23 protein-coding genes and 1 riboswitch are annotated in these 23,483 nt (G+C 72.4%); of the genes, 5 read left to right on the top strand and 18 right to left on the bottom strand.

The window, feature by feature from the left end:
* Window positions 1-35: 35 nt before the first annotated feature.
* Window positions 36-1,169, top strand: a complete 1,134-nt coding sequence (locus tag V1227_RS35885) for an MFS transporter (protein WP_329794192.1) — start codon at window positions 36-38, stop codon at window positions 1,167-1,169.
* Here V1227_RS35885 and cobA read toward each other — a convergent pair.
* The 12 genes from cobA to V1227_RS35825 all read right to left on the bottom strand — a co-directional run bounded on the left by cobA (window position 1,166) and on the right by V1227_RS35825 (window position 13,570).
* Window positions 1,166-2,374, bottom strand: a complete 1,209-nt coding sequence (gene cobA, locus V1227_RS35880; RefSeq protein WP_329789607.1) for a uroporphyrinogen-III C-methyltransferase — start codon at window positions 2,372-2,374, stop codon at window positions 1,166-1,168. The two genes, V1227_RS35885 and cobA, sit on opposite strands and share 4 nt — an antisense overlap.
* Window positions 2,375-2,425: 51 nt before the next feature.
* Window positions 2,426-3,139, bottom strand: a complete 714-nt coding sequence (locus V1227_RS35875; RefSeq protein WP_329789606.1) for a PIG-L deacetylase family protein — start codon at window positions 3,137-3,139, stop codon at window positions 2,426-2,428.
* Between the two features lie 44 nt (window positions 3,140-3,183).
* On the bottom strand, window positions 3,184-3,933 hold the full coding sequence (locus V1227_RS35870) for a S1 family peptidase (protein WP_329789605.1): 750 nt from the start codon (window positions 3,931-3,933) through the stop codon (window positions 3,184-3,186).
* Window positions 3,934-4,084: 151 nt separating this feature from the next.
* On the bottom strand, window positions 4,085-5,335 hold the full coding sequence (locus tag V1227_RS35865; protein ID WP_236225275.1) for a cobalamin biosynthesis protein: 1,251 nt from the start codon (window positions 5,333-5,335) through the stop codon (window positions 4,085-4,087).
* 49 nt (window positions 5,336-5,384) lie between these two features.
* Entirely contained in the window at window positions 5,385-6,206 is an 822-nt protein-coding gene (locus V1227_RS35860) for a hypothetical protein (protein WP_329789604.1), read from the bottom strand.
* Window positions 6,207-6,216: 10 nt separating this feature from the next.
* Window positions 6,217-7,254: a cobalt-precorrin-4/precorrin-4 C(11)-methyltransferase gene (locus V1227_RS35855; protein WP_329789603.1), complete on the bottom strand. Its 1,038-nt coding sequence runs from the start codon at window positions 7,252-7,254 to the stop codon at window positions 6,217-6,219.
* A gap of 31 nt (window positions 7,255-7,285) precedes the next feature.
* Window positions 7,286-8,662, bottom strand: coding sequence for a cobyrinate a,c-diamide synthase (locus tag V1227_RS35850; protein WP_329789602.1), 1,377 nt, complete (start codon window positions 8,660-8,662; stop codon window positions 7,286-7,288).
* Entirely contained in the window at window positions 8,659-9,273 is a 615-nt protein-coding gene (gene cobO, locus V1227_RS35845; protein WP_329789601.1) for a cob(I)yrinic acid a,c-diamide adenosyltransferase, read from the bottom strand. The genes V1227_RS35850 and cobO overlap by 4 nt, the downstream gene beginning before the upstream one ends.
* A gap of 10 nt (window positions 9,274-9,283) precedes the next feature.
* A complete protein-coding gene (locus tag V1227_RS35840) occupies window positions 9,284-11,188 on the bottom strand; it encodes a putative cobaltochelatase (RefSeq protein WP_329789600.1) in 1,905 nt (634 codons plus the stop codon).
* 36 nt (window positions 11,189-11,224) lie between these two features.
* Window positions 11,225-11,373, bottom strand: a riboswitch (cobalamin riboswitch).
* A 112-nt stretch (window positions 11,374-11,485) separates the two neighbouring features.
* Window positions 11,486-11,896 carry a hypothetical protein gene (locus V1227_RS35835; RefSeq protein ID WP_329789599.1) on the bottom strand — a complete coding sequence of 137 codons (411 nt, stop codon included), beginning with the start codon at window positions 11,894-11,896 and terminating at the stop codon, window positions 11,486-11,488.
* 197 nt (window positions 11,897-12,093) lie between these two features.
* Complete coding sequence (locus V1227_RS35830; RefSeq protein ID WP_329789598.1) at window positions 12,094-13,056, bottom strand: threonine aldolase family protein; 963 nt, start codon at window positions 13,054-13,056, stop codon at window positions 12,094-12,096.
* Between the two features lie 7 nt (window positions 13,057-13,063).
* On the bottom strand, window positions 13,064-13,570 hold the full coding sequence (locus V1227_RS35825; RefSeq protein WP_329789596.1) for a helix-turn-helix domain-containing protein: 507 nt from the start codon (window positions 13,568-13,570) through the stop codon (window positions 13,064-13,066).
* Window positions 13,571-13,649: 79 nt separating this feature from the next.
* Between V1227_RS35825 and V1227_RS35820 the strand changes: the two genes are divergently transcribed.
* Window positions 13,650-14,486, top strand: coding sequence for a quinone oxidoreductase family protein (locus V1227_RS35820; protein WP_329789595.1), 837 nt, complete (start codon window positions 13,650-13,652; stop codon window positions 14,484-14,486).
* Here the strand turns inward: V1227_RS35820 and V1227_RS35815 are convergent.
* Window positions 14,470-15,531: a hypothetical protein gene (locus tag V1227_RS35815; protein WP_329789594.1), complete on the bottom strand. Its 1,062-nt coding sequence runs from the start codon at window positions 15,529-15,531 to the stop codon at window positions 14,470-14,472. The two genes, V1227_RS35820 and V1227_RS35815, sit on opposite strands and share 17 nt — an antisense overlap.
* Before the next feature lie 37 nt (window positions 15,532-15,568).
* Here V1227_RS35815 and V1227_RS35810 point away from each other — a divergent pair, with 37 nt between their 5' ends.
* On the top strand, window positions 15,569-16,768 hold the full coding sequence (locus V1227_RS35810; protein ID WP_329789593.1) for an 8-amino-7-oxononanoate synthase: 1,200 nt from the start codon (window positions 15,569-15,571) through the stop codon (window positions 16,766-16,768).
* Here V1227_RS35810 and V1227_RS35805 read toward each other — a convergent pair.
* Both V1227_RS35805 and V1227_RS35800 read right to left on the bottom strand, forming a co-directional pair.
* A complete protein-coding gene (locus tag V1227_RS35805) occupies window positions 16,722-17,180 on the bottom strand; it encodes a GNAT family N-acetyltransferase (protein WP_090095515.1) in 459 nt (152 codons plus the stop codon). The genes V1227_RS35810 and V1227_RS35805 overlap by 47 nt on opposite strands.
* Before the next feature lie 13 nt (window positions 17,181-17,193).
* Window positions 17,194-17,928, bottom strand: coding sequence for a serine protease (locus V1227_RS35800; protein WP_329789592.1), 735 nt, complete (start codon window positions 17,926-17,928; stop codon window positions 17,194-17,196).
* A 120-nt stretch (window positions 17,929-18,048) separates the two neighbouring features.
* On the opposite strand from V1227_RS35800, the gene V1227_RS35795 reads away from it, so the two are divergent.
* Both V1227_RS35795 and V1227_RS35790 read left to right on the top strand, forming a co-directional pair.
* The gene (locus V1227_RS35795; protein WP_329789591.1) at window positions 18,049-18,684 is read left to right on the top strand and encodes a LysE family translocator; all 636 of its coding nucleotides are present in this window, start codon (window positions 18,049-18,051) and stop codon (window positions 18,682-18,684) included.
* Window positions 18,685-18,736: 52 nt separating this feature from the next.
* Window positions 18,737-20,932: an ATP-binding protein gene (locus V1227_RS35790; protein WP_329789590.1), complete on the top strand. Its 2,196-nt coding sequence runs from the start codon at window positions 18,737-18,739 to the stop codon at window positions 20,930-20,932.
* Here the strand turns inward: V1227_RS35790 and V1227_RS35785 are convergent.
* From V1227_RS35785 to V1227_RS35775, 3 genes are read right to left on the bottom strand one after another with little or no spacing between them, the layout of a single operon-like run.
* Window positions 20,904-21,623 carry a S1 family serine peptidase gene (locus V1227_RS35785; RefSeq protein ID WP_329789589.1) on the bottom strand — a complete coding sequence of 240 codons (720 nt, stop codon included), beginning with the start codon at window positions 21,621-21,623 and terminating at the stop codon, window positions 20,904-20,906. The two genes, V1227_RS35790 and V1227_RS35785, sit on opposite strands and share 29 nt — an antisense overlap.
* A gap of 22 nt (window positions 21,624-21,645) precedes the next feature.
* On the bottom strand, window positions 21,646-22,422 hold the full coding sequence (locus V1227_RS35780) for a S1 family peptidase (protein ID WP_329789588.1): 777 nt from the start codon (window positions 22,420-22,422) through the stop codon (window positions 21,646-21,648).
* A gap of 15 nt (window positions 22,423-22,437) precedes the next feature.
* Complete coding sequence (locus tag V1227_RS35775; RefSeq protein ID WP_329789587.1) at window positions 22,438-23,457, bottom strand: M48 family metallopeptidase; 1,020 nt, start codon at window positions 23,455-23,457, stop codon at window positions 22,438-22,440.
* Window positions 23,458-23,483: the final 26 nt, after the last annotated feature.

Here is a 23,483-nt window from a genome sequence, read left to right as displayed (position 1 = left end):
GCGGAACTGGTACCTCCTGTGGGGGCGGCAGCGCGATCTCGGCGCTGGGCGACGGCATCTTCCTCGCGGCACTGCCGTTGCTCGCCACCACGATCACCCGCGACCCGACGCTGGTCGCCGGCGTGAGCTTCTTCGGCGCACTCCCCTGGCTGCTGGTCTCCCTGCCCGCCGGCGCGGCCGCGGACCGCTACGACGGACGGCGGCTTCTCCTCGCCGCGCTGTGGATCCAGTGCGCGCTCATGGCGTTGCTCGCGACCTTCCACAGCGCGCACATCGCGGTCCTGTACGGGTTGGCGTTCCTCATCGGCACCGCCGAGACGATCCCCAGGGCCGTGGGACAACCACTCATCAAGGCCACCGTGAAGAACCATCTGCTGGAGCGCGCGAACGGCAGGTTGTTCGCCTCTCAAGCGGTAGCGCTGCAGTTCGCGGGACCACCGTTGGGTGGTCTGCTGTTCGCCATCGCCGTACCCGCGCCGTTCTGTGTCAACGCGCTGACGTTCGCCATAGCGGCGTTGCTGGTCACTCAGATGCGTACGGAGCGCAAAGTGCCGTCCGCCAGGCAGAAGGCTCGCGACGGCTTGCGGTGGCTGATGAAGCACGAGGCTCTGCGCACCATCACGGTCGTGTCCGCGACGACCAACCTGTGCATCGCGATGACGATGGCGACGCTGGTGCTGTTCGCCCAGCAGCGCCTGGGGCTCACCGACGCCGGCTTCGGGGCGCTGCTCGCGACCCTCGCCTGCGGCGGCGTCGCGGGGGCACTGCTGGCCGAGCGGGTCCTGGCCCGGGCGAGCTGGGCGGTCCTCGCGACCGTGGTGCTGATCCCGCTGATGTGGCTCGGCGTCGCCACGATCGCGCGTGACCTCCCCACGGTCGCGGTGTTCGCGGTCGTGAGCTCGTTCTGCACGGCGGTGTGGGGCGTGGCGACCTCGAGCTTCCGGCAGCGGGTGGTGCCGACCGGGCTGCTGGGCCGCGTCAGCAGTGCGCAGACGCTGATCACCTGGGGAGTCCAGCCGGTCGGCGCGCTGGTGGGCGGGCTCGTCGCGGACGGCTTCGGGCTGCTCGCGCCCTGGTACGCCGCCGTGGCGTTGCGCACGGCGGTCGGGGTGCTCAGCCTGAAGCCGCTGCGCACCCACTTCCGCGACGTCCGCCCGAGCCGGCCCTAGCCCTCCAGGGAGGCGATGTCGGCGACCGGTCCGACGACGATGATCGCCGGCGGGCGGATCTGGTGCGCCTCCATGTCGGCCGCCAGCGAGTCCAAAGTGGAGCGCAGAACGCGCTGGGCGGTCGTGCTGCCCTCCTGCACCACGGCGACGGGCGTCGACCCGGGACGGCCCTCCATCAACGCCGTGGCGAACGCACCGGCTCGTTCGACCGCCATCATCAGCACGACCGTGCCGCGCAGGCGTGCGATCGCCGGCCAGTCGACGAGAGAACGCGGGTCGTCCGGTGCCACGTGACCGGAGACGACGACGACCTCGTGCGCCACGCCCCGGTGCGTCACCGGCACACCGGCCAGCGCGGGCACGCCGAACGCCGACGTCACGCCCGGCACGACCGTCACCGGGATCCCGGCCTCGGCGCACGCCAGCAGCTCCTCGAAGCCGCGGCCGAAGACGTACGGGTCGCCGCCCTTGAGCCGGACGACGAACTTGCCCTCCTTGGCCCGGTCGACCAGCGTCTGGTTGATGAAGTCCTGCGTCGCCGCGCGGCCGTAGGGGATCTTCGCCGCGTCCACGACCTCGACGTGCGCGGGCAGTTCCTCCAGCAGCTCACGCGGGGCGAGCCGGTCCGCGACCACCACGTCCGCGAGCGCCAGCAAACGCTTGCCCTTCACCGTGATCAGCTCGGCGTCGCCCGGACCGCCACCCACCAGCGCGACACCGACGGGTGGTGCGGCCTGGTCCGCGATGCGGCCGTCGCGCAACGCCGCCACGAGCCCGTCCCGCACCGCGGCCGACCGGCGGTGCTCGCCACCCGCGAGAACACCGATCAGCATGCCGTCGTGCGTGCCGGAGGCCGGTGTGACGGCCGTGCCCTCGACGGCGATGTCCGCGCGCACGCAGAACACACGCTGAGAGAGCGCTTCTTCACTGATCTGCGCGTTGACCTCGGCGTCGGACGTGCACGCCAGCACGTACCAGGCACCCTCGACGTCCCCGGCCTCGAACAGCCTCTCGTGCCAGGTCAGCTCCCCCGCGTCGACCATGCCCTGCACGGCGGGGGTGATGACGGGCGACACGAGGTCGACGACGGCGCCGGACGCGATCAGGCGGGGAAGACGGCGCTGCGCGACCGTGCCACCGCCGACCACGAGCACGCGTCGGCCCCGGAGGTCGAGGCCGGCCAGGTAGTGCTGTTCAAAGGGCATGCGTAGAAGCATCCACACCGGACCCGCCGTGTCCAGCCGAAGGGAACATGGTCACAGCGGCAGGAGCTCGAACGAGGTCGCGAGGACGCCTCCGAACCTCTTCCCCGCGGCTTCCGCCATCGAACGGAGGAACGGCTCCGGCTCGGCCATGTCGCCGCTCAGCGCCTCCAGGTACGCCTTGTGAGCGCGCAGCGAGGCCACGGAGGCGTCGAACGAGTCGGTGATGTCCACGGCGTGCGTCGCCAACGGCGAGGACGCCGCCGCGACGTACTTGACGCCGTCCCACTTCTCCAGGCCGAGCTCCGGGAAGATCCAGCGGTTGCCCGCGTCCCGCACGGCGTCGACGGTCGCGCGGCCGACGGCGATGTGGTCGGCCATGTTGAGCCCGCCGCTCGGCCAGGTCTCGCGGAAGTTGCCGGTGATGACGAACTCCGGGCGGTGGCGGCGGAGGGCGGCCGTGATGTCGCGCCGCAGCGGGACGCCGTACTCGATGGTGCCGTCCGGGTGGTCCAGGAACTCGACCTCGGTCACGCCGACGGCCGCGCACGACGCGATCTGCTCCTCGACGCGCAACGGCGCGCAGACGTCCGGGTCCATCGAGTCGATGCCGTTCTCGCCACGGCTCGCGAGCAGGTACGCGATCTTCTTGCCTTGGGCGGTCCAACGAGCGATGGCGCCCGCACCGCCGTACTCCATGTCATCGGGGTGAGCGACGACGACCAGGGCGCTCGACCAGTCCTCGGGCACAGCTTCGAGATCAGCCATGCGTGCAGGGTGCGCGCCGGAGCACGCACCCCGCAACCGGCGACCTAGAGCTGAGCGGTGATGACGGAGTTGTACGACGCGATGCGCGCGTACACGCCGGGGTAGCCCGCCGAGGCGCAGCCACGGCCCCAAGACGTGGCACCGATCAGCTTGCCGCCGTAGACCAGCGGACCGCCGGAGTCGCCCTGGCAGGTGTCGACGCCGCCCTGCGGGAAGCCCGCGCACACCATCGAGGTGTTGCTGTACTGCGAGTACGCGGTCTTGCAGGTCGAGTCCGACGTCAGCGGCACGTTGGCCTTGAGCAGGTACCGCGAGGCCGAGCCACCGGAGGACGTGGTGCCCCAGCCGAGGATCAGCGCGGAGTTGCCGGCCGCGTAGAGCGCCGTGTCGGTCGGCGTGGCGAGCGGCAGGGTGGCCGAGCTGATGTTGCGGTCCAGCGTCAGCACCGCCACGTCGTAGCCGGACGTCGCGCTGCGGTAGCTCGGGTGCACCCAGATGCGCGTGACGCTCGCGACGGTGCCCGCGGTGCTCTGCTTGTCGTCACGCCCGTGCACGACACGGGTGCTGGAGGCGGAGCGGCCGGAGACGCAGTGCGCGGCGGTGACGACCTTGTTGGCCTTCACCAGCGTGCCGCCGCAGAACTGCGAGCCGGACGTCGACGCCAGGTAGACGACCCACGGGTAGGTCGACGTGCTGGCGCGCGTGCCACCGACGATCATCGGCGACACGTCGTCCGCGCTGGCGGGCGGAGCGATGAAGAAGATGCTCGCGAGAGCGGACACCAAGACAGACATGATCAGGCGATGCAGGGTTTTCGCCATGTTGCCAGTCCTTCCCTATGACGCCGTGTGTGCAGGGTGTGAAGCAACGGCGCACACAGCGTCACCGGGGAGGATTCGGCGGCATAACCGCCATTAGTCGGGGATGCCGGACTTGACTTTTGACTCAGCCGATTCCGGGAACGACGACCACGTCGGCTTCGACCGGACCGTCCAGCGCGGGACCGGCTCCCAAAGCGACGAACGCGACGGCGGCCCCGGCTGCGGCCAGTTCGCCCGCGCCCTCGTGACGAACCTCGGTGCCGGCACGCAGGATCGGTCCCACGGCGTCGAGCGCCTCGGGCGTCCCGACCACGAACGCCGCGCGCCGGATCTCCGCCTCCGCCCGCGGCGTGCGTTCCTCTGCGGGGCCAGGACCGAGCCCGACCAGCGCGAGCCTGCCGCGCGGCAGCACCCGTGCCGCGGCCACGGTCACGTTGTCCCGCTTGAACTTCTCGGCCGCCAGCTCGACCGGCCCGCCGGCGCAGAGCGACCGCGCACCCCGCAACGCCGCCGCCTCCGCGACGCTCGCGGTGCCCATCGAGTTGCGCACCACCGAGCTCGGGTTCGGCACGCCGATCTCCGCCAGCTCCTCGGTCGGGAACGTGAGCAGCTCGGCGGTGTCGCCGTGCCAGAAACCCCAGTCCTCCACGGCGTCCACGATGCCGGGCTCGTCCGCCTTGACGTCGGCCGTCGCGAACGCCTTGATGGCGCGCAGGTCGAGCCCGCCCTGGGCGTCCAGTTCCGACAGTGCCGCGCCGACGCTCGTGGCCGACGCGCCCCTCGTCGACCCCACGCCGACGACGAGCGTGCGCGGCACGATCCGCAGCACGTTCTCCTTGCTGGAGCCCGCCCGGTCGTCGACGACGATCACCCAGGTCGCGTCCTCGCCCGCCGCCACGACGTTCGGCGGCAGGGCGGGCAGCGGGAAGTTCAACGGGTTGCGCAGCACGACCTTCTCGCCCGCCTCGATGGCGGCGAAGCAGGCCTCGACGTCGCCGTCCGCGGTGGCGTCGAGCTGCTCCACCAGCTCGTCGAGCACCGAGTCGATCGACGGTCCCTTCGTCACCACGGCCGTGCGGTTCAGCAGGTCCGCGACGTGGCGGGCGAACGTGTCCGCGTTCCCGGCCAGCGCGACGACGAAGTGCTCGTCCACGCACACCACGGCCGGGTCACGGCGCCGGTCGCGCAGCAGCGGCGCGATCAGGCGGACGGCGGACCCGGCGTCCAGGAACAGCACGACGGCGCCGAGCCGCGGCCAGAGACCGCGGACGGCGAGCTTGACAGGACCGTCGGGGACGACCGCGTCGGCGCCGAGCAGGCCTGCCAGGTCGGCCGCGTCACCGCGGTGGGCGGCCCCGGCGAACACACCGATCACCTGCTGCTTCCCCACGGTCCGGCGGCCGGGCGGCTCGGCTCCACCGCGCTCACTTCTTGCTCCCCCACAACACGGTCACCGGCACCGCGGGCGCGAACCCGGAGTCCAGCAGGCGCGAGGCGGTCCAGTGCACGCCCTCCACCTCGTAGCCCGCGGCCACCAGCGCGTCGCGCGCCGGCACGATCTCGTCAACTCTCTCGGTCGCCACCACGACCCGGCGGGCCGACACGGCGGCGGAGGCCTTGACCGCGCCGATCTCACCGCGACCGACGAACACCGCGTCGGGGCGCGGTAAGGAGGGCGCGTCCAGCTCGGACTCCTCGACGCGGACGTCCACGCCGTGTGCGGAGGCGTTCGCGATGATCCGCACGCACTGCACGGGGTCGGGCTCGACCGCGATCACGGCGGCGCCCAGCCGGGCGCACTCCACGCCCACCGCGCCGGAACCGGCCAGCACGTCCCACACCAGCACGCCGGGGCGCGGGGCGAGACGGGCCAGCACGAACGCGCGGACCTCGGCGCCCAACACGTGGCCGCGGCTCGCGAACTCCTCGTCCGGGAGCGCCCAGCCGTCGCCGGACCGGAGGAACTCGTTGTCCGCCAGGCACAGCACGGCGTCCGGCGCGGTCCAGCGCCTGGTCACGGCGTCACGCGGGTCCACTGTGGTCAGTCCGTCGGCGTCCGACACGACCATCGACCGGCGCCAGCCCGCGAGGCCCGCTCCGATCTCGGCGGGGCCCACGCCCTCGGCCAGCTCCACGACCACGGCGGAACGGGCACGGCACACGTTCAGCGCCGGGCGCAGACCGTCCGCGGCGTCGACGACCTCGACCGGGCGGCCCGCCGCCTCCCGCAGCTTCTCGACTGTCACGGCTTCCGCCTCAGTTGCCGGCCGTGCGCTTGGACTTGCGGGCGACCGGCTTCTTCTTCGCCGTGGCCGTGGAGGCGCGGACCGTCGGCGGCTTCGGCTTCTCGGCCGCCACCACCGTCAGCTTCGGCTTGGGCGCGGACTCCTCGGCGGGCTTGCGCACGGACTGCTGTATCTCCTCGACCGCCGTCCACGCCGGGTTCGGCTCGGCGGGAGCGGCGGGCGAGGGAACCGCGGCCGGGATGGGCTCGTCCGTGCGCGTCGCGATGCGCGAGGCGGCGCGGCGGGACCAGCGGGTCGGGCGGGCGGTGCGCGGGGGCTCGTCGGCCGAGCTCGTGGCCGACGCCGAGGCGCGGCGCGCCGGCGCCTTCACCGCGGTGCCGACCAGGAACAGCGTGGGGCGGTACAGCTTGTGCTGCTTCACGACCGCCTCGAGCTCGCCCACCGTGGTGTGCACGACGATCTCGTCGGTCTGGCTCACCTTGTACGCGACGACGACCGGCGTCTCGGTGGTGTAGCCGCCCTGCAGCAGCTTCTCCACGAACTGGCCCGTGCGCGCGCCCGAGACCGTCGCGGCCATCGTGGTCTGCAGCCGCGCGAACTCGGCGACGCGCTCGCTGCTCTCCGGCGAGATCAGCACCGCCGACGACGCCTCGGTCTGCGTGAGCTCGCGGCCGATCCTGGCGGCAGCGGCGGCCACGACCGACACGCCGGGGACGACCTCGACCTCCAGACCGAGGCGCACGCACAGGTCGTGCTGCTCCTGGACGCCACCACCGGTCGCGGCGTCGCCCGCGTGCAGGCGCACGACGACCTGGCGCGAGGCCGCGGCGCGGCGGTACAGGTCGGTGATCTCCTCCGGCGTGACGCGCGAGAAGTCGACCAGGTCGGCGTCGGGGCGGGCGTGCTCGCGGACGCACTCGACGTCCACCGCGCTCGGGGCCCAGATGACGACGTCGGCTTCCGCGATGCGGCGCGCGCCCCGGACAGTGATGAGGTCGGCGGCACCGGGACCGGCGCCGACGAAGGAGACCCGACCGGTCGTCGTCACGACAGCTCCACAGGGGGTTTCGGGAAGAGGCTTAAGCGAAGACCGTACCGTCTGCCACTCCTGCCACGAACGGGTGGCAGGCGCGCACGAAACGGGCCACCGCCTCCGGATCACCGGCCGGGTGGGTGTGGAGGTACGACGCGTGCACGCCGCCCACCACGAACCCCTCGGCGACGGGCCGCGAGCCGACGCCGCGCCAGTGCCACGCGGGTGGGGCCGAGTGCGGTGTGGACAGCTGGGTCCGGTGGAACTCGTGGCCGGTCACGCGGCTGCCCGGCGGGTGCAGCGGCGAGCTCGCGGAGGCCACCGCGTCCCGGTAGCCCAGGGTCAGCTTCGGGGTCATGAACCCCTCGGCGTCGACCACCCCGCACATCGGGTGCCCGTCGAGCGAGCGGGCCAGGTACAGCAACCCTCCGCACTCGGCGTGCACGGGAGCGCCCGACCGGGCGAACCGCGCCACGGCGTCGCGCAGCTTCGCGTTGGCCGACAGGGCTTCCGCGTGCTGCTCGGGGAACCCGCCCGGCAGGACGAGACCGGCCGTGCCCGCCGGGAGGTCCTCGTCGTTCAGCGGGTCGACGACGGCGACCGCGGCGCCCGAGGCCTCCAGCACCTCGACGTGCTCGGCGTAGCCGAACGTGAACGCCGCTCCCCCGGCGACCGCGACCAGCGGCTCGTCCTGCACGCGGTCGACCTGGGGCTCCCACGCGGCGACGGCCATCGAGGGCACCGACGACGCGAGCCTGCGCACCGCGTCGAGGTCGACGTGCTTCGCGACGGCGGCGGCGATCGCGTCGACCGCGGCGACGGCCTCCGGCCCGTGCTCCGCGGCCGTCACGAGGCCCAGGTGCCGTGAGGGCAGGGAGAACCGCGGGTCGCGGGGCAGCACGCCGAGCACGTCGAGGCCGACCTCGTCGCACGCCGACCTGAGCACCTGCTCGTGCCGTTCCGAGCCGACCTGGTTGAGGATGACGCCGCCGAGCCGGACCGTCGGGTCGTAGCCGCGGAACCCGTGCAGCAGCGCGGCCAGCGACCGGCTCTGCCCGCGGGCGTCCACGACGAACAGCACCGGCGCGTTGATCAGCTTGGCGACGTGCGCGGTCGAGCCGATGCCCGCGGTGTCGACGCGGCCGTCGAAGAGGCCCATCACGCCCTCGACGACGGCGATGTCGCAGCCCTTGGCACCGTGCGCGAACAGGCCGGGGATCCGGTGCTCGCCGACCATCACCGGGTCGAGGTTGCGGCCGGGCCGCCGCGTCGCCAGCGCGTGGTAGCCGGGGTCGATGTAGTCGGGCCCCACCTTGAACGGCGCGACCCGGGACCCGGCCAGGCGCAGCGCGGCCATCAGACCGGTGGCGACGGTGGTCTTGCCGCTGCCGGACGCCGGGGCGGCGACGACCAGCCTGTTCACCACTCGATCCCCCGCTGGCCCTTCTGCCCGGCGTCCATCGGGTGCTTGACCTTGGTCATCTCCACCACGAGGTCGGCGGCGTCGACGAGGGCCTGGGGCGCGTACCTGCCGGTGATGACGACGTGCTGGTGACCGGGCCTGGTCGTCAGCACGTCGACCACCTCGTCGACGTCGATCCAGCCCCAGTGCAGCGGGTACGTGAACTCGTCGAGCACGTAGAGGCCGTGGCGTTCGGACCGGATGCGACGGGCGATCTCCGCCCAGCCCTCCCGCGCGGCGGTGGCGTGGTCGTCCTCGGTGCCCTGCTTGCGGGTCCAGGACCAGCCCTCGCCCATCTTGTGCCACTCGACGGCGCCGCCCTCGCCGGTCTCGTCGTGCAGCCGGCCGAGCGCCTTGAACGCGGACTCCTCGCCGACCTTCCACTTGGCCGACTTCACGAACTGGAACACGCCGATGTCCCAGCCCTGGTTCCAGCCGCGCAGCGCGAGGCCGAACGCCGACGTCGACTTCCCCTTCATCTCGCCGGTGTGGAGCATGAGCAACGGCCGGTTGCGGCGCTGACGGGTGGTCAGGCCGTCCTTCGGCACCTCGGTGGGTTGTCCTTGAGGCATCGGGATCTCCTTATGCGGCCCGGACGACGCCGGCGAGGTGGTCGGCGGACAGCTGTTCGAGCCTCACGCAGGTGCCCTGCAGCGCCTCGGCGATCTTCTGGGCGAGCCCGAGGCGGACGTGCCCCTGTTCGCAGTCCACGACGACGACAGCGGTCTGCTCCAGCAGTCCGGCGGCCTTGAGCGCGTCCGCGGCCGGGTCACCGCCGAGCCCGGACGACGTGGCGCGCCCGTCGGTCAGCAGCACCACGAGCGGGCGCTTGCGCGGATCCCTCAGCCGTTCGACCTCCAGCACCCGGTGGGCCTTCAGCAGACCGTCCGCGAGCGGGGTCCGTCCTCCGGTGCGCATCTTCCTGAGCCGCGTCGCCGCCGCGTCCACGGAGGTCGTCGGGGGCAGCGCGACCTCGGCCTGGCTGCCGCGGAACGTGACCACGCCGACCTTGTCCCGGCGCTGGTAGGCGTCGCGCAGCAACGAGATCACCGCGCCGCTGACCGCCGACATCCGCTTCTGCGCCGCCATCGAGCCGGAGGCGTCGACGACGAACAGGACGAGGTTCGACTCCTTGCCCTCCCTGACCGCCTTGCGGAGGTCGGCGCCCGTCAGCAGCAGTCCCGGTCCGCTGCGGCCGCGGGCCCGCTGGTGCGGCGCCGCGTTCGTGAGCGTGTCGACCAGGTGCAGCCCACTTCCGTCCACTGTGGACGAACGCACGACCCGGCCCGTGCGGGCGCGTGCCCTGGAACGCTTGCCGGGCGTGCCTTCCCCGACTCCGGGCACCTCCAGCAGCCGTGCCTTGAACGCGGGCGCGGGCTCCGGTGCCGGACGGTCACCGGGCGCGTTCCCGCCGCCCTTCGGGCCCTCCTGCGGTTCGGGCAGCTCGCCACCACCCGGCCCGTCGTCGTCCGGTCCCTCCCCGGGGTCCTCCGCGTGCTCGGCCGCCTGCCGCATGGCGTCCTCGAGCTGCTGCTCCTCGATGCCGGGCTCGTCGAACGGGTCGCGGCGGCGCCGGTGCGGCAGCGCGAGCCGGACCGCGGTCTCGACGTCCTGCTCCTCGACCTGATCGGCACCCCGCCACGCCGCGTGGGCCGTGGCGGCACGGGCGACCACGAGGTCCGCGCGCATGCCGTCGACCTCGAAAGCCGCGCAGACGGCGGCGATCCGGCGCAGCTCACCGTCCGGGAGGGACACCGCGGGCAGCCTGTGCCGCGCGTCGGCGATCCGCTGCCGGAGCAGGGTGTCCTCGTCCTCCCACTTCCGCGCGAACCCCACCGGGTCCGCCTCGTAGGAGAGCCGGCGCCGGATGACCTCGGTGCGCACGCCGACGTCCCGCGCCGCCTTCACCGCCACCGTCAGCCCGAACCGGTCGAGCAGCTGCGGCCGCAGCTCGCCCTCCTCGGGGTTCATGGTGCCGACCAGCAGGAACTGCGACGGGTGCGAGATCGACACGCCCTCGCGCTCGACGTGCGCGCGTCCCATCGCGGCGGCGTCGAGCAGCAGGTCGACCAGGTGGTCGTGCAGCAGGTTGACCTCGTCGACGTAGAGCACGCCCCGGTGCGCCGCCGCCAGCAACCCGGGCTGGAACGCCCGCACGCCCTCGGTCAGCGCTTTCTCGAGGTCGAGGGAGCCGACCAGCCGGTCCTCGGTGGCGCCCACGGGCAGCTCGACGAGCTTCGCGCGCCGCCGCTCCACGCCCTCGTGCGGCGCGTCGGGGCAGTCCGCGCTGCCGGGCACGCACCCGAAGCGGCAGTGCGCCGACACCTCCAGCTCGGGCAGGAGTGCGGCGAGGGCACGCACGATCGTCGACTTCGCGGTCCCCTTCTCGCCTCGGACGAGAACGCCGCCGATGCCGGGGTGAACGGCGTTGAGCAGCAGGGCCAGCCGGAGGTCGTCATGTCCGACGACAGCCGAAAAGGGGAACATGCTCGGTGAAGTCCTTCCTCGGGTGTCCACGCCCGCGGTCAGGTGAAGAGGGGGACGAGTTCCTGACTCCCGACCTGCCGGGCCGGTCACAGTCGCGGGACGGCGCCGGATTCGCACCGGCTTCCTCGCACTCCCCTCACAGCCCCGGCATCGTCGCATTTCGCACCGCCGTGTCCAACAGCCAGGTGAGCGACGTCGCGTCAGAAGTGCGGTATCGTTGGTCCGCGCAGTCGCACTAGCGCTGCGAAGTGGACCCGGCAGCCTTCCGGACGGTGGGTGGGCCGGGTTTCGCGGTTTTCAGACGACTTCCACGGCGGCGACCAAAGGCTGCACCCGCTTCTTCCACTGACCACCCCGGTGCCAGCACCAGGCGATCGCGTCCGGCAACGCGAGCAGCGGTTCCTCGTGGGCGCGGTGGTGCCGGTAGACGAGCGTCTCGTGACACCCGAGATCTCGAACACAGCGGTAGAGGAGCTTCTTGTCGGCTTCGAGGACGGAATCGTCCTGTTCGAGCACCGGCATTCCGGCGCCGGACACCGCGAGGTCGCAGACCAGCCGGACGAGGCATGCATCCCGTTGGCGCCTGCGCACGTGCGCCGATCCGTCGTGGATCGTGACCTCCGGCGCGATCTCCACCACCACGTCGAGGATCTGCTTCCTGCGCTGATCCGATTCCTTGTGGAAGTGGATCCTCCGCTGGTTGGCCATGACCGGACCGCGCACGGTCCGGCGGGCGGAGACCGGATCACCCGTGAGCAACGCCGCCGCGGTGACCAGGAAGCCCTCTCCTCGGTCTCGTCCACGAACACGTGGGCGGTTATGTCGAACTGCCTCCTGATCACGCCGAGATCTGATCGTGGCAGAAGGCTCGGCGACACGATCGGGCGATGGCAGGCGACGTCGCCCTAGATCAGGCTCCGGAACTCCGCCCAGGCCTCCCGGACCTCGTCGGCGGTCCACTCCAGCGCGGGCTCCGCCACCGTGATCTCCGTCTTGGCGAGCGTCCCGTCCCGCCAGAACCCGCCGAGGAACGGCCCGCTCACCTCGGTCAGCCGCGCCGGGTCGCCCGGCAGGTGCAGCGCGAACTGGTGGGTGTGCGGTTCGGGCAGGTCCAAGGCGGCGGCCACGACCTTGGCGTGCTCGACGTACAGGCCCAGCCGGGGCAGCACGGTGTCGAGGCCGTGCAACGCCGACAGGGCTGCGGGCCACTGCTGGAACAGCATGCCGCCGTACCGGTGCCGCCAGACGCGTGCCTGGTCGACGAAGTCCTGCGAACCGGCGAGCGCCGCGCCCGAGACGCCTTCGAGCGACTTGTAGAACGACACGTAGACCGAGTCGAACAGGCCCGCGATCTCGGGCAGCGGCTTGCCGAGGCCGTACGTGCTCTCCCACAGCCGCGCGCCGTCGAGGTGCACGACGGCGTCGCGTTCCCGTGCCAGGTCCACGAGCGAGGTCAGCTCGTCCCAGGTCGGCAGGACGAACCCGGCCTCGCGGTCCGGCACCTCCAGCAGCAGCGTCCCGTACGGCTCCGGGCAGGAGCCCACCTCGGAGTCGCGCACCTCGACCGGGCGCAGGCCGGACAGCACGGTCAGCGCGTCGTCCTCGTGGTTCAAGGGGTGCGCCCGCGGGTGCATCGCCACGATCGGGTTGTGGGTGCGGTCGGCCCAGCAGCGCAGCGCGATCTGCTGCGCCATGGTGCCGGTGGGCACGAACAGCGCCGCCTCGGTGCCCAGCAGCTCCGCGACCCGCTTCTCCAGCGTCTCCACCGGGCCGCCGTCGCCGTACCGGTCGGGGTCGACGTCCGGCACGGGGCCGAGCCGTTCCAGCAGCGTCTTCTTGCGGATCCCGGAGAGTTGGCGGTTCAGCACCCCAGCATCAAACCTCAGCCGCGAGAGTGTCCGCGAGAGAGATGACGCCCGCACGGATCTCGTCGGCGGTCATGCCCTGGTTCAGCAGGAACTCGATGTGCTCGCCGCGCAGGACGGCCAGCACGGTGTGCGCCTTGAACGTCGAGCCGACCAGCCGGGCCAGGCGTTCCACGGTGACGCGGAAGTTGCCCTCGCAGCTGCGGACCGTCGTCCGTTCCACGGCGATGACCAGCGGCAACGACGCCAGCACGTGGTCGAACAGCGTGCCGGCGAACTCCCCCGCGGTGCGGCACTCCAGCGACGCGGTCCTGATCCACGACGCCGCCGTCTCGTCGACCACGGCGCTGACCAGGCCCGCCTTGTCGCCGAACCGGCGGAACACGGTGCCCTTGCCGACGCCTGCCGCGACAGCGACGTCGTCCACGGACACGGCGTCGATGCCGCGTTCCCCGATCAGCCGGGTGGCGGCGGCCAGGATCGCGGCGCGGTTGCGGGCGGCGTCGGCGCGTTCCAACGGGTTCTCCCTTGACACAAGCGGACTGACGGTCCGTATAGTAACAACCGGACCAACGGTCCGCTTATTGGGGAGGAAGATGATGAAGGCAGTGCGGTTCCACGAGTTCGGCGGGCCCGAGGTGTTGCGGGTCGAGGAGGTGCCGGACCCGGTCGGCGACACGCTCGTGGACGTCACCGCGATCGGGCTCAACTACGGCGAGACCGTGATCCGCCGCGGCAGGGGCCGGGAGCTCTTCCCCTGGTACCCGGGGCCGTCGCTGCCCGCCACGCTCGGGTCGGAGGTCGTGGGCACGACACGGCAGGGCCGCCGGGTCATGGGCGTGCCGAGGGACGGCGCGTACGCCACGAAGGCCGTCGTCGAGAACCCGGTCGACGTGCCGGACGGCGTGAGCGACCACCAGGCGCTGGCGCTGCTGCTGCAGGGCACCACGGCGGTCGCGGCGGCGAAGGCCGCGCGGATCCAGCCGGGCGACCGGGTGCTGGTCGAGGCGGCGTCCGGCGGTGTCGGCACCCTGCTCGTGCAGCTCGCCCGCCGCGCGGGCGCCACCGTGCTCGAAGCGTCCAGCAAGGGCGGCATCGGCTACGACTGGGACGGCCTCGACCCGGTGGACGTCGTCTTCGAGTCGATCGGCGGCGAGGTCGGCAGGCGCGCGTTCGAGCTGCTCAGGGACGGTGTGGGCCGGATGGTCGTCTTCGGGTACGCGAGCGGCGAACCGCTGGACGTGACGGCGAGCGACATCTTCCGCAAGGGCGTCGCGGTGATGGGCCTGCCGCGGAACACGACGCCGGAGGAGGTCCTCGGACTCGGGCTCGAACCCGTGCTCGGCGACGTCTACCGGCTCGACGAGATCGCCGAGGCGCACCGGGCGCTCGAAGCCCGCACCACGAGGGGCAAGCTCATCGCGCGACCGTGACCGACCGCGGCGCGCGGAACGACAGCAGGTTCAGCCAGTCCGGGCCAGGCCCGGTGAGGTGCAGCGTGGGCTCGTGCTCGGCCACCGTCCGCAGCGTCACCGCGGCCTCCAGCCGGGCCAGCCCGGCGCCGAGGCAGAAGTGCCTGCCGTAGCCGAAGGCCAGGTGCCGCGGATCGGTCTCCTTGCCGCGCAACAACAACACGAGCTCGGCACCGGCGGGCAAGCGCACCCCGGACAGCACCACCTCCCGCGCGGTCAGCCGCCGCCACGTCACCACGGGTGTCTCGGTGCGCAGCACGTCCTCGACGAACTCCTCCGCGACACCGGGCAACGGCAGCCGCGCCCACAGCTCGCGGTCCAGCAGAGCCCGGCGCAACGCCGTGGACAGCAGCTGGGTCGTCGTCTCCTGACCCGCGATCAGCAGGAAGTAGCAGAGGCCCGCGGAGTCCTCGGCGGACACCCCGGCGTCGGCCAGCGCGCAGAACAGCTCGCCGTCGCGCGCGTGGTAGCGCTTGACCAGCCACTGGTGGAAGTCGCCGACGTCGTCGACCAGTTCCAGCTGCCGTTCGCGGGTGATGTCGCCCCAGAAGAACTCCAGCGAGCCGGAGCTCCACCGCTTCAACGTCGGAATGTCAACATTCGGACAACCCAGGAGGTCCATCAGCACGATCGCGGGCAGGTCCCACGCGAGGTCGCGCACGAGATCCGTGCCACCCAGCCGTTCCCAAACCAGGGATCGGATGCGAGGCTCCGCAGCGGCGACGCGGGCCGGCGAGAAGAACGACGCCACCAGCTTGCGCAGGCGGGTGTGGGACGCGGAGCTGTTGTTCGCGAGCGTCGGCGGCAGCGAGAAGCGGGCCCTCACCAGGGACCGCAGCGCGGCGGGTGCGACCGGGGTGACGGCGGTCAGCGCGTTGTCGGGCAGGAACGTGACCGGGTCGGCCAGCACGGCACGCACGTCGTCGTACGCGGACACCACCCAGCGGCCGCCGGCGAACTGCACCGGTGAGGTGAGTTCGGCGCGCGTGAAGGTGAACAGGTCCACGAGCGGCACGCTAGTCGGCGGATGGGAGACTCAGGCGGTGACCGTGAGCACAACCGAGGCAGTGTCCAGTGGCGGTGAGTCGACGTTCGACTGGATCGACGTCCGCTCCGAGGCGCGGTCCAAGGCGGGTCTGACCCGGCGCGTGAGGCCGCGCACGGCGGACTCGACGGACCTCGACCTCGCGAGCAACGACTACCTCGGCCTCGCCAGGGACAAGCGCGTCGCGGGTGCCGCGGCCGCCGCCACGCTGAAGTGGGGTGCGGGCTCGACGGGCTCGCGTCTCGTGACCGGTTCGACGGAGCTGCACAACGAGCTGGAGTACGAGCTCGCGAACTTCTGCGGCGCGCAGTCGGCGCTGGTGTTCAGCAGCGGCTACATGGCGAACCTCGGCGCGGTCACGGCGCTGTCCGGTCCCGGCACGGCGATCGTGGCGGACCAGCACATCCACGCGTCGCTCATCGACGGCACGCGCCTGTCGAAGGCCGACGTCGTCGTCGCGGACCACTGCGACGTGGGCAAGGTCCGGCACGCGCTCGAGACGCGCGGCAAGCGGCGCGCGATCGTCGTCACGGACTCGGTGTTCAGCGTCGACGGCGACATCGCCCCGCTGAACGAGCTGCACGAGGCCTGCCGCGCGACCGGGGCGGCGCTGGTCGTCGACGACGCGCACGGCCTGGGTGTCGTCGGACCGGGCGGCCGCGGCGCGGTCGCCGAGGCGGGGATCATCAAGGCGCCGGACGTGGTCACCACGCTGACGCTGAGCAAGTCGCTCGGCGCGATGGGCGGTGCCGTGCTCGGCCCGAGCCGGGTGATCAGGCACCTGATCGACACCGCGCGGACGTTCATCTTCGACACCGGTCTCGCGCCCAGCAGCGCGGCGGCGGCCCTCACCGCGATCAAGATCCTGCGCGAGGAGCCGGACCGCCCCGAGCGGGCGCTGACCGTGGCGCACGACCTGAGCAACCGCCTGAAGGAGGCCGGTTTCCAGGCCAGCACACCGACCGCCGCCGTCGTGAGCGTGCGGGCGCCGAGCCCGGAGCAGGCGTTCCAGTGGGCCGAGAACTGCCGCGCGAGCGGCGTGGTCGTCGGCTGCTTCCGGCCGCCGTCGGTGCCGGACGGTGTCAGCAGGCTGCGGCTCACCGCGCGCGCCGACCTGACCGAGGCCGAGATCGAGCGCGCGGTGCGCGTGATCAGGGAGAGCGCCGCATCCGCAGGTGTGGGATCCCGTCGTCCATGAACTCGGCGCCCTCGGCGACGAACCCGAACGACGCGTAGAAGTCCGCGACGTACGTCTGCGCGTCGAGCACGCACGGCGTGGTGCCCACGTCCACGAGCGCGGCCTGCATGAGGCGGCGGCTGTAGCCGCGGCCGCGGGCCATGCGCGCGGTGGCGACGCGTCCGATGCGGAACGTGCCGTCGGGCTCCTCCAGGAGCCTGAGGTACGCGAGCGGGTCGTGCGACCCCTCGGCTTCCAGCCAGAAGTGCCGTGTGCCCTGGTCGAGGTCACGCCCGTCCACGTCGGCGTAGACGCAGCTCTGCTCGACGACGAAGACGTCCTGGCGCAGCCGCAGGATCGCGTAGAGCTGGGCGGGGCTCAGGTCGAGTCCCCACTGGCGGCGCAGGGTGGCCGGAAACTGTGTGGTTCGCACCGCACCTTGGATATCAGAAGCCCAGCGCCTGCCGGTAGTGAGCCAGCCGGGTGTAGACCCCGGGCTCGTCTGGACGGGCACAGCCGCGGCCGAACGACACGACGCCCGCGAGCCTGCCGCGCACCACGAGCGGTCCGCCCGAGTCGCCGGTGCACGCGTCACGGCCACCCCGCCCGGCGCACAGCATCGCGCCCTGCCGGTAGTCCGGTTCCTTGAGCAGGCACTCCTGGTCGGACAGCACCGGCACCGTCACCTTGCGCAGCGACATCGCGGGCGCGGAGTTCTCGGACGTGCGGCCCCAGCCCAGCACGACGCCGTCGTCCCCGCCCTCGCCGAGCGCGATCGTCCGGTACGGCACGGTGCGGGCGAGCGTCAGCACCGCCACGTCGTCGCCCATGGTGACCTCGCGGTAGTCGGGGTGGCGCCACACGCTCGCGACCGCCGCCTCGACGCCCTCCCCCTGCACCCTCAGGTCGGTGCGGCCGGCGACCACGCGCAACTGCTCCGCCGAGCGCTGGTTCTTGCCGACGACGCCCTTCGCCGTGACGCAGTGGGCGGCCGTCACGACCTTGTCCGCGGCGACCAGCGCGCCGCCGCAGATCAGCTGACCGTCCGTGGTGGTGATCGCCACAACCCACGGGGTGTCCTCCACCTCCGCGGGCGTCCCCCCGACGACCGCATCGGCGGTCGTGGCGCCGCTGACCAGCGCGATCACCGCCATCAGCACGGCACACCGCTTACCCCTCACGGACCACTCCTCGTTGCGCCAGGTGGACGATCGGTCACCAACCGTAGCGATCGCGCCAGTACGGCGTCAAACCGGAGATTCTTGTGTTAGTGTCCCGGCTGGCCGTAGATTTTACGGCTAGTGGCGCAGATCACGGGGGTATGTACGGTGTTGTTCGACTTCGGCCAGGTTCCGGCCTTTCTCATCGCGTGCGCGGTCGTCATCGTGACCCCCGGTGTTGACGCGTTCCTGCTGCTGCGCACGTCACTGCGCTCCGGCACCCGAGCCGGGCTGCTCGCGCTGGGCGGCATCCACACGGCCGCGGCGGTCCAGGTGGCTCTGGTCATCTCGGGCCTCGGCGTCGTGCTCGCGCAGTACCCGATGGTGCTCACCGCGCTGCGCTGGATCGGCGCCGGCTACCTGCTGTACCTGGCCGTTTCCATCACGCGCGGCCTGCTCAGGCGCTCCGGCGGCGAGCCGGAGGAGGTCGTCGGCGACCGGCCGTTCCGGCAGGGCTTCCTGACCAACATCACCAACCCGAAGATGATCCTGTTCTCGCTGGCGTTCCTGCCGCAGTTCATCGGATCGGGTGAACCGGCACCGCAGCTCGCGATGCTGGCGGCGCTGTTCCTCGGCTTGGCGGCCGTCTGGGAGCTGATGATCGTGCTGGCGGCGTCGCGCGTCGCCGGACGGCTGAAGCGCCCCGGTGTCACGACGGCGTTGGACGCGGTCTGCGCTGCGGTCTTCCTGACCATGTCCGTGGGCCTGGTGCTCTAGGCGATCCCGGGAGCGGCGCCCGTCCCGGCACGAGATCCCTACGATCGATCACGTGGTGGATCGACTGCGGGCCCTGCGCGACGCGCTGGCCGAGCGTCCCGGTGACCCCGTCCCGTTCGACGTGCTGGCGGCGCGGGTCTGGCCGGCAGAACCGCCGAAGCACCCCCGAGCGGCGCTGCGCACGCTGGTCAGCAGACTGCGCGCCACGGAGCAGGTGGTCACCGAACCGACCGGGTACCGGCTCGTGCCGCGCCCGCCCGCACCGTGCCAGCTGCCCGCCGACCTGCCCGACTTCGTCGGCAGGGAGGAGGAGCTGGCTCGGCTGGAGCTGCTCGACGCCGCGGTGCGGGCGATCACCGGCCTGCCCGGTGTCGGCAAGACCGCGCTCGCGGTCCGCGAGGCGCACCGGCTGCGCGGGAGGTTCCCCGACGGTCAGCTGTACGTGGACCTGCGCGGCTTCTCCCCCGGGCCGTCGACGACGGTCGAGCAGGCGCTGGCGCGGTTCGTGAAGGCGCTCGGCGGCGGGCCGGACGACGACTACCGCGAGCTGCTGCGGGGCCGGCGGGTGCTGGTCGTGCTCGACAACGCCACCGCCGAGGTGATCGCGCCCCTGCTCCCGGCCACGCCGGGGTGCGCCGCGCTCGTCACGAGCCGCCAGGACCTGCCGCAGTTCGCGCAGGTCAAGATCGGCGTGCTGGCGGAACGGGAAGCACGCGAGCTGGTGAAGGGCATGCGGGTCGAGGGCGACACCGGCGAGCTGGTCCGGCTGTGCGCGCGGCTGCCGCTGGCGTTGCGGATCGCCGGGGCGAACCTCGCCGGGCGGCACCTGCCGGACTACGTCGCGGAGCTGCGCGAACACCGGCTCGAAGCGCTGGAGATCGAAGAGGACGACACGGCGGTGCGAGCGGCGTTCGACCTCTCGTACCGCAAGCTCTCGTCGCGGGCGCGCCGGACGTTCGACTTCCTGGGCGCCGTGCCCGGTCCCGACGTCCCGCCCGGTCTGGCCGGGCCTGCCGTGGACGACCTGGTCGCGGCGAACCTGGTGCAGCGCACCGGCGACCGCTACCAGCTGCACGACCTGCTGCGCCTCTACGCCGACGAACGGGCCACCGCCTCGGACCGGCGGGCGGTGTTCGACTGGTACCTGCGGCACGCCGACGGCGCCGAGGCTCGGGTGCGGGCCGGCTTCACCCGGCTGCTGCCGCCCGTGCCGGATCCCGTGGAGTTCGCGGACAGGGCGGAGGCGATGGCCTGGTTCGAGGCGGAACGGCAGAACCTCGTCGCGCTCGCCGTGGAGCGCCCCGACGCGTCGCTGGTCGCGGCCATGCGGCCGTTCCTGCTGCTCACCGGCCAGTACGCCGACCTGCGCACGATCGCGCAGGCGGCGCTGGACGCCGGCGAGACCGGGCAGCGCGCGGCGGCGGTGCGGGTGTGCCTCGCCCTCCTCGACTGGCGTGCCGGCGAGCACCGGCGGGCCGTCGAGCACAGCGAGCGGGCGATCGCCGAGTTCCGCGCGGCCGGAGCGCAGGCGCAGGAGGCCACGGCGCTCAACACGCTCGCCGGAATCCGCCACGACCTCGGCGAGCTCGACCGCGCCCGCGAGCACCTGGCGTCCGCGATCGAGCTCTACGGGCCGAACGGCATGCGGGCGCAGCTCATCGGCGGTCTCGCCAACCTCGGACTGGTCGACCTCGAGCTCGGCGGGCTCACCTCGGCCGAGGAGATGCTGCGGCGCTCCGTCGAGCTGGCGCGCGAGACCGACGACTGGCAGCACCTCGCGAACGGCCTGAACAACCTGGGCGTGGTGCTCGCCGCCCAGCACCGGCACGCCGAGTCCGAGTCCGCGTTCACCGAGGCCGTCCTGCTGGCCCAGCGCCACGGGCTGCGGCCGGTCGAGATGTCCGCGCGGGTCGAGTACGCCGAGCTGCTCCTGGCCGCGGGCCGCCGGGAGGAGGCGCGCGAGCAAGCCGGGCGCGCCCTCGGACTCGCGGGCGACGACGACCTGTTCATCGAGGTCGACGCGTGCCTCGTGCTCGCGGAGGTGAACCGTTCGGTCGCCGAGTACGACGAGGTGCTGCGCCGCGCGGTGGAGGCCGGGTTCCGCATCATCGAGGTGCGCGCGCTCGCGGGCAAAGCAGCGCTGACGCAGGACGACGCGTTGTACGCCAAGGCGGTCGAACGGGCGGAGAGCGCCGGACTGCGCTACCGGGCCGACGTGGTCAGGCGGCTGCGCTCAGGTACGTCGTGACGCGCGTGTAGACGCCGGGCAGGTTCGGGCGGGCGCAGCCGACGCCCCACGACACGATGCCCACGAGCCTGCCGTCGATCACGAACGGACCGCCGGAGTCGCCGACGCACGAGTCGATGCCGCCGTCCGGGTAGCCGGCGCAGAACATGGCCACGGCGTCGTACCGCGGATGGGCCGCCGCGCACTGCTCGTCCGGCACGATCGGGATGTGCGCCTTGTGCAGCAACGGACTCTTGACCGCGTCGTCCTCCGCCTGCCGGCCCCAGCCGTACACGACGCCGACGCTGCCGGCCATGTACACACCGGACGACTGCGCGACGGGCAACGGCGCGTAGGGCATCGGCTCGGCGAGCGTCAGCACCGCGAAGTCCTTGCCGCGCGAGGGCGTCGAGTAGCCGTCCACCACCCGGTGGGCCGAGACGGCGGAGGTGGCTCCGTCGCCGGTGCGCAGGTCGAGCCGTCCACCGACGACGGTGATCGAGGCGGGCGGGCGGCCGTCGACGCAGTGCGCCGCCGTGACCACCCGCCCGGGAGCGACGAGAGCGCCGCCGCAGAACTGGTCGCCCGACGACGTCAGGGCCACCACCCACGGCGCCTCACCGGCCTCCGCCACGACGCCGCCGACGATCCGGGGAGCCGCGTGAACCGGCGTCGCCGTGATCACGAGCAGAGCCAGGACCGCCGGCAGCACGCCCCTCACCGAACCCGCCGCCCTACGGCTCGACAACGGCAGGCGGCGGAGAATCCACCACCGAGTGCAGCTCCTTGGCGTACCGGGAGATCCGGACGTACACGCCGGGCTTGTTCCTGCGCGCGCAGCCCTCGCCCCACGACGTGACGCCGACGAGCTTGCCCTCGACGACGATCGGACCGCCCGAGTCGCCCTGGCAGGTGTCGACCTTGCCGCCCTCGTACCCAGCGCAGAACATGTCGGTCTGCACGAACTGCGGGTACGTGTTGACGCAGAAGTCGTCGGGCAGCACCGGCACGGTCGCCTGCATGAGGAAGCGCGAGGTCCTGCCGTTCTCGCTGGTGCGCCCCCAGCCGAGCGCGCGCAGCGGCGTTCCCGGCCGGTAGAGCGCCCCGTCGGTCTCCTCCGCGAACGGCAGCGGCTGGTACGGCAGCGCCCTGGGCAGCGTGAGCACCGCGACGTCCTCGCCCTGGTCGGCGGAGACGTACTGCCGGTGGACCCAGATGGACTCGGGCACGACCGAGACCCCGGACTCGCGGTCCTGCTTGTCCTCGCGACCGGCGACGACCCGCAGGCTCCTCGGGGAGCGGCCCAGCGCGCAGTGCGCCGCGGTGAGCACCTTGGTCGGCGCGACGATCGTGCCGCCGCAGAACTGCGCACCCCGCTCGTCGGTGAGGTGGACGACCCAGGGATTGGCCGCTATCGACGCGCGCTCGCCGCCGACGACCTGCACGTCGGCGGCGGCGACACCCGCGGAGGCCAGCATTGCGGAGAGAACCAGCACCAGGAGTCGTCTCATGACTCCAGATGGTAGCTACTCCGCTGGTCCATTTGGAGCAACCTTGCTCCACATCTTGCCCGCCGCGCCCATCACGGTCTCGCCGATGTCGTTGATGGTCTTGATCAACGGGTCGGCGGAGCTGCTCATGGACTCCTTGTACGACCTGGCGGCGCCCTTGATGTCGTCGGTCAGGTTGTTCGTCGGGTGGTCGTCCTCGCGGCGCGGGTAGGTGCCGGTGAGGATCTCGCGGTACTCCTCGCTCGCGGCCCACCGCTGCAGCTCGGCGGCCCGGACGACGGCCAGCGGGTGCGAGCGCTGCTCGTTGTCGAGCAGCTTGAGGATGCTGTCGCGGATGTCCTCGCCCTCGTACTCCTTGGCCTGCTCGAGGAACGACGCGATGTCCACCTGGTCGCCCGTGTCGCCGGCGAACGCGAGGTGCACGCGCAGCGCGGCCTGCGGGTCCTGGCCCGCGAGCAGGCCGGCGCGGTCGCACGACAGCTCGGTCTTGCGCTGCCACTCGTAGAGCGCCGCGATCACCGCGCGCATGGCGAACGTGCCCGCCGGGTTCCAGCCCATCGTGTACCTCAGGCCGAGCAGGCGGTCGAGGATCGTGTTGTAGAGACCGTGGCCGGACATCGCGTGGCCCATCTCGTGCCCGACGACCCAGCGCAGCTGCTCCCGGTCGAACCTCTCGACCAGCGCGGAGTTCAGCACGACGAAGGGCTTGTCGATGCCCCTGGTCTGCGCGTTGACCAGCGGGGAGTGCCGGACGAACAGCTCCGGGACCTCCTGCAGGTCGAACGCGGCGGCGACCTCGTTCTGCAGCCGGTGCAGGTCGGGGAACTGCTTCGGGCCGACGCGCACCGAGGACGCGATCTGGACCAGGCGCTCCCCGCGCTCGGAGAACGCCGCCGCGACCGCCTTGATGATCGGTCCCACGGCGGGCACGGCGCGCAGCACCGCGAGGGCGCCCCGGTCGGCCGGATGTTCGTAGGCGCGCGAGCTGATGCCCGGGAACCGCACCCTGGATGACTGTTCGATGTCCCCCGTCATGTCCCCAGGTTAGACACGATCCGGAC

It is taken from the genome of Lentzea sp. DG1S-22, assembly GCF_036321065.1.
Taxonomy (GTDB): Bacteria; Actinomycetota; Actinomycetes; order Mycobacteriales; family Pseudonocardiaceae; genus Lentzea; species Lentzea jiangxiensis.
This window is presented reverse-complemented; position numbering and strand designations above follow the sequence as displayed.